Consider the following 11,545-nt stretch of genomic DNA (forward strand, 5'->3'; position numbering starts at 1 on the left):
GATGCGGAGGGGACAAGTGGAGCGGCGCGGATCAGGGCGCTTCCGATGAAGGCAGGCAGGATGGCCGGCCTCAGGATATCGGTACGGGCGGCGGAAGATTTTCCTCAATAACGCACGTAGCCGGCGTAGCTGCCGTCCTTCAGCAGCCGCCACATATTGCCGCGGTTGCCCGGGCCGAAGCCGTTGAAGCCGCCGTTGCCGTCAGGAAGCCAGATCTTGCCCTGGATGTCGCCGCCGAAGCCATTGAGTGCGCCGCGCTTGTCACAACGCCACATCGCGCCCTGTATGCCGGCGCCGTAACCGTTGAAGCCGCCGCGGCCATCTGACTGCCAGTGCTGGCGCAGTATCCCGTAGCCGAAACCACGGAACCCGCCTGCGCCATCGCTGCGCCACATCTGCCCGCCGATGGCGACGCCCCAGCCATCGTAGCCGCCATTCCCATCCGGCACCCACTTGCATCCATCTCCGATCTGAAAGATGGCCACGCTCATTGTCTGGAGACCCCCTGCGCATATCGGCATCGCGGTGCCGTTTGCGTGTCGTTTGAAGAAAGCGATTCTAACGTCTTGCCGTGTTCTTCATGCACGGTCGGCAAGTTTTCATCGCAGCGCAAAGATTTCATCCCGGAATGGAAAAGGCGGACCGAAGCCCGCCTGTGCGCCGCAATGGCTGGAAGTCAGTTGACCAGTTCGCGCTTCAGTTCCGAAATCAGCGCTGGATTCACCGGCGCCTCGAAGATGAAGGCCGGCCATTGGCCGTCGACCAGCCTCATCTCGCGCTCGTCGCGGCACAGCAGGATCACAGGCACGCCGGCGAAGCCTTCATGCGCCTTCAGGTAATGCGCCAGGCGCAGGCCGCTCATGTCATCCATCGACAGTTGCGCCAGCACGATGTCGGGTCGGCCATGGGTCATGTGCTCGATGGCGCGCTGGCCGCTGGGCACGGTTTCGATATCGACGTCGTTGATGGCCAGCCATTCGGTCAGCGCCTGGCGTTCGTCGGGACGGGATGCGGCAATCAGGGCGGTCTTGTTCATGTTGGTCTGCCTCATGAAAGGTGATCGATGGAGACATGTTGAACCTGCAACAGCATCGACGCCATCGGGTATTTCCCTATTTCCCGGCGGCTGCAGAGTTGTCGCCCTGCCTATCGATCTTATTTTGCGCCGCACTATACTGAGGGGAAACTTTTCTGCCCGGAAAGCCCATGCAATCCCGCACCTACACCTGCCCTTACCGCGACCACGAGATCCGCATTGTCGGCATCGAGATGCTGGACGGCTGGCATCTGGCCGTCCAGGTCAAGCCGGCGTGGAAGCCCGCCTGGCCGACCTGGCGCGACAAGCAGGGATGCTATGAGGATTTCGCCGAGGTGCAGCTGGCCGGCATGGCCTGGGCCCGACGCGCGATCGACGAACGCTTGCCGGCCTTATCGGCCTGATCCGGCCCGACGCTTGATCAAGCCCGCTCCGCCTGAACGGTCTCGGCGTGCTGCAGCGCCGGGCGCATCGACGCCAGCGCGCAACCGAGGCAGGCCCCCATGATGCAGAGCACGCCCAGCCATTGCAGCGCCTGCAGCCGCTCGCCCAGGATCAGCAAGCCGGCCAGCGCGCTCACCGCCGGCGAGGCGCTCATCAGAATGCCGAAAGCGCTCTTGGGCAACTTGCGCAAAGCATAGATATCCAGCAGGAACGGCAGCGCGCTCGACAACAGCGCCGCGGCCAGTCCGACGACCAACGCCGACGGCTGCAGCAACGCGGCGCCGGCATGCGCCACGCCCAGCGGAATCAGGAACAGCGCGCCCAGCGCCATGCCCACGGTCACGCCGCGTCCGCCCAGATGGGCCACGCGGCCGCCGAACATCACATACATGCCCCAGCACACACCGGAGGCCAGCGCGAAGGCGACGCCGCGCCAATCCAGCCCGCCCGACAGCGCGCCGATGGGCAGCAGCGCCAGCCCGCAAAGCGCCAACGCGATCCACACCAGGTCAAGGCGGCGGCGCGACGCCAGCAGCGAAACCCCCAGCGGACCCAGCACCTCGATCGAGATCGCAATGCCCACCGGGATATAGGCGAAGGCGCGGTACACCAGGATATTCATCAGGCCCATCATCACGCCATAGACCAGCAGGTTGCCCCAGTCGGCGCGTGTGGGTTTGAGCGTCCACGGGCGCAGCAGCGCGCCCAGCACCAGGGTGGCCATGATCACGCGCAGCGCGGCGATGCCCTCGGGGCCGACCAGCGGGAAGATGGTCTTGGCGAAGGCGGCGCCGGTCTGGCTGCACAGCAGGGAGGCGAAGGCCGCGAGGGCGGGACGGTGCGATTGAAGCGAGTCGGAAGAGGGGCTGCTCATGGAAACGGCGCGGCTGGCGTGATCGCCTTTTTATTCGGGCCATCACGATACCAGCAGATGCAGCCGCTGTCGGTTGCCGCATGTAAATTTCCCACAGGGCAGGCCGCGGCGCGCGCCTGGGCTCAATGTACGAAGCCGCCCTTGATGTAGCGCACGGGATCGGCGTCCATCGCCGCGATCAGCTGGTCGATGCCGGTCGTCGTCGTGGTGAGTGTGGCGGCGGCGGTCGGCTGGCCGGACGCCAGTGGCGAGCGGCACAGCATGTCGCTCTGCGACCAGGCGCCGCCGTTGCTGCGCGCGCGCAGCCAGCCGTCGCGGTCGGCCAGGAGCTCGGCGCCGGCCAGCCCCTGCGCGCCGGCGCCGGTAATGATGGCGATGGCGCGCAGGCCGTCGGCGTCGTTGCTGGCGCAATCGATGGCGCCCACAGCGTCGCCGGCGCGGCCGCCCAGCAGCACGCTTTGCAGGCGCGGGTCCTCGTTGTCGGCCGGTCCAGCCTGCCCTACCACCAGCCGGATGCGCTGGCCGCGCCACTGGCCGGTGCTCGTCACGCCTGAATGACGGCAGGCCAACGCCAGGTCGGGCAAGGCCACCGGGCGCGGCCAGCTGCCGGTGTCGGTGATGCCCACGCCGGCGGCGTTGGCCTTCATGTAATCGATCAGCGCCCAACTGTCGGCCACGCTCAGGGTGTCGGCAAAGCCGGGCATGCCGCCGCGGCCGTGCCGCAGGCTCCAGTAGACGTCGCCGTCGAAGCGTCGCCACAGCAGCCCGCTCGACAGGTTGGGCGGGGCCACCGGCAGCGCCAGCGCCAACGGCGTGTTGCCGCGGCCGTCGGCGCCGTGGCAGGCGATGCACTGCTGGCGGTAGACCTGCTCGCCGCGCACGATGGCGGCGGCCGAGAAACCGGTGGGAGAGGTATGGAAAGTCGTCGGGCTGGCCTGCGTAGTCAGCAGGTCGGCCTGCGGCCAGGGCGTCAGCAGCGCCAGCGCGACCGCGGCCAGCAGCAGCGGTACACGTCCCCGCCGCCAGGCCAGGGCCAGCAGCGCCAGCAGCAAGGCCGCGCCGCTATAGGCCAGCGCCGCCAGCAGCGCGCGCGCCACGCTGCGGTCGATCAGCATCACCTCGCCTGACAGGCGCAGCGCAAACGGCCAGGCCGGCTGGCCGTCGACATCGGCGCTCAGGCCGAGCAGCGAGAAGAGCTGCAGCGCGCCTTGCTGCAGCAGCTGCATGGCGCGCAGCATCAGGTTGATGCAGGCATCCCAGTCGATGCCGATCTCAGGCAGCACAAGCGCTCCGCTTCTCGATTACCAGCTCTCGTCGAGCCCCAGATGGCGCGCCGCCTCCAGCCGCAGCTGCGCCAGGCGCGGATCGCCGCGATGGCGCGGATAGGGCAGGTCGACCTTGATCTCGGCGCGGATGGCCGCCGGGCGCGGGCTGAACACGATGACCCGCTGCGCCAGGAACAGCGCTTCCTCGATATCGTGCGTGACCAAGAGCGCCGAAAATTGCTGACGCCGCCACAGCGCCACCAGTTCGCTTTGCATGGTCAGGCGCGTGAGCGAATCGAGCTTGCCCAGCGGCTCATCCAGCACCAGCAGTTGCGGATCGTTGACCAGCGCGCGCGCCAGCGCCACGCGCTGCGCCATGCCGCCGGAGAGCTGGTGCGGAAACGCCTGGGCAAATTCCGACAGGCCCACCAGTTCCAGCGCATCGTCCACGCGCTGCTTCTGCTGCTTGAGGATGCCGCGCGCCTGCAGGCCCAGCGCCACGTTGTCCCACACGCGGCGCCACGGATACAGCGTCGGGTCCTGGAACACTACGATGCGCGAGGGATCGGGTTGGGCGATGGCCTGGCCATCCTGCGTGATGTGGCCGGCGGTGGCCGGTTCGAGGCCGGCCACCAGCCGCAGCAGCGTGGACTTGCCGCAGCCGCTGGGGCCGAGCAGGGCGACGAACTCCCCCGGCTCGACCGTCAGCGAGATGTCGTCCAGCACTTGCAGCAGGCCTGGCTCCTTGTTCTGCTTCTTGCCCTCCTGGCGGGCGAACCAGTGGCTGACGCCGCGTACGTCGATGCGCGCGCCGGATTGCGTGGTCGATGCTTCGTAACGGGGTTCGGTTGTGCTTACCATTTGACGGTTCCCTTCTGCCATGACAGCGCGCGGTCGCGCACCTTGAACAACAATGTGATCAGGCCCGAGCACAGCACGGCCATCACGATCAGCGCCGCATACATGTTGCTGTAGGCGGCCCAGCCTTGCGACCATTGCAGGTACCAGCCCAGGCCGGCTTTCACGCCCATCATCTCGGCCGTTACCAGCACCGAGAACGCCGCGCCCAGGCCCATGAACAGGCCCACGAACACCTGCGGCAACGCAGCCGGGATCGCCACCCGCAGCACCAGGAAGGAGGCCGATGCGCCCAGCGTGCGCGCCACGTCGTAGTAACTCTTGCTGACTGCGGCCACGCCCGACCAGGTCAGCACCGCCACCGGGAAGAAGGTCGCCAGCGCGATCAGGAACACCGCCGCCGCATAACTGGAGGGCGCGAAGAAGAACGCCAGCGGCAGCAACGCCGAAGCCGGCACCGGCCCCAGGAAGCGCAGCGCCGGATGTACCCAGTAACCGGCCACGCGCGACCAGCCTATCCACACCCCGACCAGGAAACCAACCGCCGCGCCGCTGGCGAAGCCGTGCGCCAGCAGACGCACCGAGTGCGCGGTCGACAGGCCCAGGCGCGACCAGTCGTCGGCATACACCTCGACCAGGCTTTGCGGCGGCGCGAAGAAGGGCGTGGGCAGCACGCCCAGTTTGGCGGTCAGCACTTCCCACACGCCCAGCAGCAGCGGCAGCGCCACCAGCCATTGGCCGGCCGGGCGCAGCAGCTCGGTGGCGCGCGCAGTCAAGCGTCCGCCAAGCGCCAGCACTGCCAGCAGCAAGGCCGCCGTCAGCGCGGCGTAGCCGAACTCGTCGGTATAGGCCCAGTCGCTGAAGCCCACCTCCTTGTTGGGCCACTTCAGCACCAGCACGCCCAGCGCCAGCCAGGTGGCCGCCGCCAGCAGTCCGCTGCGCCACAGCGCGGCGCGCTTGTCGCCGGCGGCGTCGATGCGCAGCGCGTGGCGCGGCAGGGTTTCGCTTGTCGTCGTCATGTCGTTCTCCTTGGAGCGCCGCGGCGCGGCGTCACGCCAGCACGTCCACCGTCACGTGGTTGGCGAAGCGGGTCGGGTCGGTACTCTTCTTCAAGACGCCGGCCGTGTGGAAGTCGCGTGCGAAGTACTCCACCTCGGCGCGCAGCGCGCCGCCGGTCGGATGGTTGTGATAGGTGAGGTCGGTCAGCAGCGCGCGCAGGTCTTCCACCGGCACCTTGGGCGAATACTTGGCGTACAGCTTGGCGGCCTCGTTGGGGTTCTCCGCCACGAACTCGGAGGCCTGGATGATGGAGCGCACCACCGCTGCGGCCGCCGGCTTGTTGTTGCGCACGAAGTCGCCGCGCGCGCCGGTGATGCAGCAGATCTTGTCCTTGTATTCGCCGGTGCCGCTGTTGCCGATCTCGGTGAACACACCCTTGTTGCGCTTCTCGATCAGGTAGACGTTAGGGTCACCATCGGCGATCGCCTGGATCTCGCCCTTCTTCACAGCCACGTCCAGCAGGTCGGCCGGATAGACGCGCCATTCGACGTCCTTGTCGATGTTCACGCCGCGCTTGGCCAGGTGGATCGCGAAGAAGTTCTTGGCCGGGCTGTTCAGGTCGGACACGCCGATGGTCTTGCCCTTGAGCTGCTTCCAGTCGGTCACGCCGGCCTCCTTCACCCCGACCATGCGCAGGCAACCGCCGTGCGCGGCGCCGATCACCTTGACGTCGAAGCCGGACTCCAGCGGTTTGAGCCAGCGATGGATCAGGCCGACGCCGACATCGGCCTTGCCGGTCGCCAGCGCCTCCAGCAGCTGGTCGGTGGAACCGCCCCAGTTGAGCAGTTCGACCTGCAGGCCGTTCTTCTCGAAGATGCCTTTCTCCTGCGCCACCACCACCGGAGACAGGCAGAACGCCACCGCGCTCCAGGCGAAGGTCAGCTTGTGCGGCGCACCTGCGGACAAGGCATTGCCGGCGGCCAGGGATCCCCCGATCCCGGCCAGCGCGGCGGCGCTCCCTGCGCGCAGCACATCGCGGCGCGACCAGGAGGAGGGTTGATGGTGTTCAGGCAAGAGGAGATCTTTTTTCATGTGCTCGTGGCTCCACTGGATTGATCGGAAACAAAACGGGTGCGACGAAATGCCGCAGACAGGGCAATATGGAGCAAGCGCGCACGCGGGCAAAAGAATAAGAATGCGCTTCGATATGCGCGTTTTTGCGCATGTCGATATGCCGTTTTCGTCGATGGGGGATGCGTCCTGGGTGTCTCCGGCGTTCGGAAAACGACACTGGGTTCCTGCGTTCGCAGGGACGACACTGAGGAGGTGGCTTGAAACAGCGTGCGTTCGAGCACTCTCCTTCCTGTCGTTGCTGCGAACGCAGGAACCCAACGCGCCATGCCATCGCATATCCATATGCGCATTGCTTCGTTGCCGCCCACGCCGGCACAGCGGGAAACTGCATCCTCATCTGCAGCGGCGGGCAGCGCCGATCCACCACAACAACGAGGACGCCATGACATCACTGAACCACTATCTGAGCGAGAAGCGCAGCGCCGTGCTGGCGCGCGAAGCGCTGATCGACGCCGGCAACGCCGGTCCCAATGCGCTGGCCGCGCGCGTGACGGCCGAAGGGCGCAGCGGCGTGCGCCGTATCCGCATCCGCGACCATCAAGTCATCAGCGACAGCCCGCCGGACTTCGCCGGCTACAACCTGGGGCCGAGTTCGCCCGAGTTGCAGCTGGGCGTGCTGGGTTCCTGCGTGACGCACATCTTCCTGATCCAGGCGTCGCACCGCCAGGTGCCCATCGATTCGCTGGAGGTGGAAGTCAGCGGCCGCATCGACCCGCGCGGCGGCCGCCCGGGCCATGAAGACATTCCCGTCTGGCCGCACGACATCGGTTATGTGGTGCACCTGGAGTCGCCAGCGTCGGAGGCCGAGGTGAAGGCGCTGTTCGAGGCGGTCGAGGCCACATGCCCCATCCTCAACCTGCTGCGCAATCCGCAGCAGATCCGCGCCGAGGTCAAGCACAAGCGCACCGCGTCGCAGGACAAGCGAACGGATGTGGAAGACACGCTCGCCTGAGCGCGAATCCGGACATGCACCGCCGGCCGGCTGCCTCCATCGGGGCAGCCGGCCGGCGGCATTGATGCGGCGCGCGGCAGGCGGGCCGGAAATTGCTTATAGTTTGTGCTGGAGCCGGCGCAGACCGACCGCCCGAGAGGGCATAACAAGGGAGCGAGACATGAGCGTGCACCACGCAACATCAAGCGCAGCCGTAGTCACACCCTACGCCAGGGCGACGGCGCAACCGGCCGCGCCGGTACGCGGCAAGAACCTGTGGCGGCTGCGCTCCTTCATCACCGAATTCGCCGATCTCCTGTCCACCGCGCCGGTGGAAGAGACCATCCTCTACGTCGGCGGCGACCTGCTGCGCCAACTGGTGGTGCATGACGACTGGCTGCCCGACGAGTTCGCGCAGCCCGATCCCGAACGTTACCGCCAATACCTGCTGCACGCCGATTCGGCGCAGCGCTTTTCCATCGTCAGCTTCGTCTGGGGCCCGGGCCAGCGCACGCCCATCCACGACCACACCGTGTGGGGCCTGATCGGCATGCTGCGCGGCGCCGAACACGCGCAGTCGTATTCGCTGGCGCGCGGCACGCCCGAGCAGATAGGCCCGCCGGTGCTGCTGAAGCCGGGCGCGGTGGAGGCGGTCTCGCCCAACAGCGACGATTTGCACGACGTGCACCAGGTCAGCAACGCCTTCGACGACCGCGTCTCCATCAGCATCCACGTCTACGGCGGCAACATCGGCGCCGTACGGCGCTCGGTCTACCAGCCTGACGGCCAGCGCAAGTTGTTCATCTCCGGCTATTCCAATTCCACCTTGCCCAATATCTGGGACCTTTCAGCAGAGCAGCAATGACCACCGTTCACCAGACCTCGCCCATCCCCGTCGTCACCTATCCCGAAGTGCGCGCCGCCCTGCTGGCGCGCGAGGAAATCGCCCTGCTCGACGTGCGCGAGGAAGCCCCGCATGCCGAGGCGCACCCGCTGTTCGCGGCCAACTTTCCGTTCTCGCACCTGGAGCTCAACGCCTACACCCGCCTGCCGCGCCGCGACACCCGTATCGTCACGCTGGACGACGGCGAGGGTCTGGCCACGCGCGCGGCGCTGCGCCTGCGTGCGCTGGGTTATACCAATGTGGGCGTGCTGGCCGGCGGCGTGCGCGGCTGGCGCGAGGCCGGCGGCGAGCTGTTCCAGGATGTGAACGTGCCCAGCAAGGCCTTCGGCGAGCTGGTCGAGGCAGAACGCCATACGCCCTCGCTGTCGGCGCAGGAGGTCAAGGCATTGCTTGATGAGAAGGCCGACGTGGTGGTGCTGGATGCGCGCCGCTTCGAGGAATACCAGAACATGAACATCCCCGGCTCGGTCAGCGTGCCCGGCGCCGAGCTGGTGCTGCGCGTGCGCGCGCTGGCGCCGGACCCGGCCACCCGCGTGATCGTCAACTGCGCCGGCCGCACGCGCAGCATCATCGGCACCCAGTCGCTGGTCAACGCCGGCATTCCCAACCAGGTGCATGCGCTGCGCAACGGCACCATCGGCTGGACCCTCGCCGGGCAGCAGCTGGAGCACGGCCAGGCGCGCCGATTCTCGGAGCAGCTCGGGACCGCCCAGCAGGAAGAGGCGCGGCGCCAGGCGAAGTCAGTCGCCGAGCGCGCCGGCGTCAGGCGCGTCGCGCTGGCCGATATCGGGTCGCTGGAACAGCCGGGCCGCACGCTCTACCGCTTCGACGTGCGCACGCCGGAGGAGTATCGCGCCGGCCACCTGCCGGACTTTTTGTCCGCGCCCGGCGGCCAGCTGGTGCAGGAGACCGAGATGAACGCACCGGTGCGCGGCGCACGCATCGTGCTGGCCGACGACGATGGCGTGCGCGCCGACATGAGCGCCTCCTGGCTGGCGCAGATGGGTTGGGATGTGCATGTGGTCGACGGCGTCACGCCAAAGGATCTGTCGGTGGCCGGCGATGCGCCGCGCCCCTTGCCGGCGATCGCCGTCACCGCGCAACAGCGCATCAGCCCGCAGCAGCTGAAGGCCTGGCTGGATGCGGACAACGGCAGCACCGGCACCGTGGTGCTGGATTTTTCGCTCAGCGCGCGTTACGTCGCGCGGCACATTCCCGGCGCCTGGTTCACCTTGCGGTGGCAGATTGCGGACGCCGCGCGCAAGTTCCCGTCGGCCTCGCGCTTCGTGGTCACCTGCGGCAGCTCGCTGCTGGCGCAGTTCGCCGTGACCGACCTGCAGGCGCTGGCGGCCCAGCCGGTGTATCTGCTGGAGGGCGGCAACAATGCATGGGAGCAGGCCGGCCTGCCGCTGGCAAGCGGCGAGGAGCGGCTGCTGTCGCCGCGCATCGATCGCTATCGTCGTCCCTATGAAGGCACCGACAATGCCGCTGCGGCCATGCAGGCGTATCTCGATTGGGAGTTCGGCCTGGTCGAGCAGCTCGGGCGCGACGGCACCCACGGCTTCTTCGTGATCTGATTTTTCCTAGCCGAGCGGCCGCCTGCGGATCTGCGCCGGCAGCCGCGTCCACGGCAGCTGCGCCGGGTCGAGGGCGAACGCGCCCGGCGCTGCGCACACCAATATGTCGGCCGCGATGGGCGCGAAGTCGGCGCGAAAATGCACGGTGCTCTTCACCGCGATGATGTCCAGCTCTTCCGGCGTCAGGCCGACGAAGCGCAGCAGCGCAAGATCGAGCAGCTGCACCGGCTGCGATACCACGATCACGTTCACCCGGCCGATGGCCAGCAGCGCGCTCGGCCCCAGCGTCAGGCGGTAGCCGCGAAATACACTGCCGGTGGCGTCGACCACGCCGTCGTGCAGCGTGACGACGCGCGCGCCGGTCTCCAACGGCGCATCGCCTGTGATGCCGGAGCGGCCGCCCAGCGCCAGTGCCAGATCGGCGCCGACGCCGGCCGCATGCGCTGCTGCCGCCGCCTGCGGATCGACCAGCAGGCCGATCACGGCGTTCGCATCCGCGCGCACCAGCTCGCGCAGCAGGCCGGTGGTGTCGGCGCTGCCGCCGGCGCCGGGGTTGTCCTGGGCGTCGGCGATCACTACTGGCCGATGCGCTTGCTGTCGGCCTTGCTCCACGATTTGCAGGGCCCGCGCCACGGCGCCGCGGGCGTCGAAGATCTCACCATTGAATGTTGCCTCGGCGTCCAGCGTTGCCTGCAGCAACTGTTCCACCGTGCGCTCGGCTTGCGCGGCGTCGCGCCCGTATGCCCACACCACCGGCCCGCACTCGGCGACATCGGCGGCCGGAAAGCCCATGGTGAAGTTGGCGGGCGCGTCGTTCTGTTGCTCCAGCGTCTGCGTCAGCGCCTGCAATGCGCGCGCCGGTTCCAGATCGGTGCATTGCCAGCACATGGGAATGAGGAAGGGGATGCGGCGCCACGCCATGAGAGGACGGCGCTGCCCGGACAGCAATCGCAGCAGCCAGTCAAAGGCGCGCGCGCCGGTGGCTGCCATGTCCACGTGCGGATAGGTGCGGTAGGAGAGCAGCAAATCTGCCTGCGCCAGCATGCGTGGCGAGACGTTGGCGTGCAGGTCCAGGCTGGCCACCAGCGGCACCTCGGGGCCGATGGCCGCGCGCACCCGCTGCAGCAGTTCGCCGTCGGCGTCGTCGATGTGTTCGGCCGCCATGGCGCCGTGCAGGTCGAGGTAGACGGCGTCGGGCCGGTGCTGCGCCAGACGCTCCAGCAGCAGCGTGCTCATGCGCTCGAAGGCCTCGCGTGTCACGCGCCCCGAGGGGCCGGCCGCGGCCCAGGCCAGCGGCAGCAACTCCACCGAAGCGGCCCGCGCCGCGGCGTCGATGAGGCCGGCGATGGGGATGTTGCGCGGCGCTTGTTCCGGCGCGCTCGCCATCGTCTCCAGCAGGGCCGGCCCTTGCAGCAAGCCCGGCCAGGTGTCGGCCGCGAGCAGATTTTCCCAGCGTGTGGGGACGGGGCTGAAGGTGTTGGTTTCATGCTGGAAACCGCCGATGGCAATACGCATGATGGGAT

Annotated in this window: 12 protein-coding genes; 4 read left to right on the forward strand and 8 right to left on the reverse strand. The window is 68.0% G+C overall.

The window, feature by feature from the left end; translation table 11 throughout:
- Positions 1-104: 104 nt before the first annotated feature.
- Together J8I26_RS05340 and J8I26_RS05345 are read right to left on the reverse strand one after the other, a co-directional pair.
- Positions 105-491, reverse strand: coding sequence for a hypothetical protein (locus tag J8I26_RS05340; RefSeq protein WP_209604897.1), 387 nt, complete (start codon positions 489-491; stop codon positions 105-107).
- A gap of 185 nt (positions 492-676) precedes the next feature.
- Positions 677-1,036 carry a response regulator gene (locus J8I26_RS05345; RefSeq protein ID WP_209604899.1) on the reverse strand — a complete coding sequence of 120 codons (360 nt, stop codon included), beginning with the start codon at positions 1,034-1,036 and terminating at the stop codon, positions 677-679.
- Positions 1,037-1,206: 170 nt separating this feature from the next.
- On the opposite strand from J8I26_RS05345, the gene J8I26_RS05350 reads away from it, so the two are divergent.
- Positions 1,207-1,440: a hypothetical protein gene (locus J8I26_RS05350; RefSeq protein WP_209604901.1), complete on the forward strand. Its 234-nt coding sequence runs from the start codon at positions 1,207-1,209 to the stop codon at positions 1,438-1,440.
- A gap of 17 nt (positions 1,441-1,457) precedes the next feature.
- Here J8I26_RS05350 and J8I26_RS05355 read toward each other — a convergent pair whose 3' ends face one another.
- The 5 genes from J8I26_RS05355 to J8I26_RS05375 form a co-directional block, all read right to left on the reverse strand.
- A complete protein-coding gene (locus J8I26_RS05355; protein WP_209604903.1) occupies positions 1,458-2,354 on the reverse strand; it encodes an EamA family transporter in 897 nt (298 codons plus the stop codon).
- Between the two features lie 122 nt (positions 2,355-2,476).
- Positions 2,477-3,637 (reverse strand): cytochrome c, encoded by a 1,161-nt coding sequence (locus tag J8I26_RS05360; protein ID WP_348635283.1) that lies wholly within the window; start codon positions 3,635-3,637, stop codon positions 2,477-2,479.
- Positions 3,638-3,655: 18 nt separating this feature from the next.
- Positions 3,656-4,480: an ABC transporter ATP-binding protein gene (locus J8I26_RS05365; RefSeq protein WP_209604905.1), complete on the reverse strand. Its 825-nt coding sequence runs from the start codon at positions 4,478-4,480 to the stop codon at positions 3,656-3,658.
- The gene (locus J8I26_RS05370; protein ID WP_209604907.1) at positions 4,474-5,496 is read right to left on the reverse strand and encodes an ABC transporter permease subunit; all 1,023 of its coding nucleotides are present in this window, start codon (positions 5,494-5,496) and stop codon (positions 4,474-4,476) included. The genes J8I26_RS05365 and J8I26_RS05370 overlap by 7 nt, the downstream gene beginning before the upstream one ends.
- 31 nt (positions 5,497-5,527) lie before the next feature.
- Positions 5,528-6,568, reverse strand: coding sequence for an ABC transporter substrate-binding protein (locus J8I26_RS05375; protein ID WP_209604909.1), 1,041 nt, complete (start codon positions 6,566-6,568; stop codon positions 5,528-5,530).
- Between the two features lie 424 nt (positions 6,569-6,992).
- On the opposite strand from J8I26_RS05375, the gene J8I26_RS05380 reads away from it, so the two are divergent.
- The 3 genes from J8I26_RS05380 to J8I26_RS05390 all read left to right on the forward strand — a co-directional run bounded on the left by J8I26_RS05380 (position 6,993) and on the right by J8I26_RS05390 (position 10,022).
- Positions 6,993-7,562 carry an OsmC family protein gene (locus tag J8I26_RS05380; RefSeq protein WP_209604911.1) on the forward strand — a complete coding sequence of 190 codons (570 nt, stop codon included), beginning with the start codon at positions 6,993-6,995 and terminating at the stop codon, positions 7,560-7,562.
- 160 nt (positions 7,563-7,722) lie between these two features.
- A complete protein-coding gene (locus J8I26_RS05385) occupies positions 7,723-8,406 on the forward strand; it encodes a cysteine dioxygenase (protein ID WP_209604913.1) in 684 nt (227 codons plus the stop codon).
- A complete protein-coding gene (locus tag J8I26_RS05390) occupies positions 8,403-10,022 on the forward strand; it encodes a rhodanese homology domain-containing protein (protein WP_209604915.1) in 1,620 nt (539 codons plus the stop codon). Before J8I26_RS05385 ends, J8I26_RS05390 begins: the two co-directional genes overlap by 4 nt.
- A 6-nt stretch (positions 10,023-10,028) precedes the next feature.
- On the opposite strand, the gene J8I26_RS05395 is transcribed toward J8I26_RS05390, so the two are convergent.
- Positions 10,029-11,537 (reverse strand): M81 family metallopeptidase, encoded by a 1,509-nt coding sequence (locus J8I26_RS05395; RefSeq protein WP_209604917.1) that lies wholly within the window; start codon positions 11,535-11,537, stop codon positions 10,029-10,031.
- Positions 11,538-11,545 lie beyond the last annotated feature (8 nt).

Source organism: Herbaspirillum sp. LeCh32-8, from assembly GCF_017814915.1.
Taxonomy (GTDB): domain Bacteria; phylum Pseudomonadota; class Gammaproteobacteria; order Burkholderiales; family Burkholderiaceae_D; genus Herbaspirillum.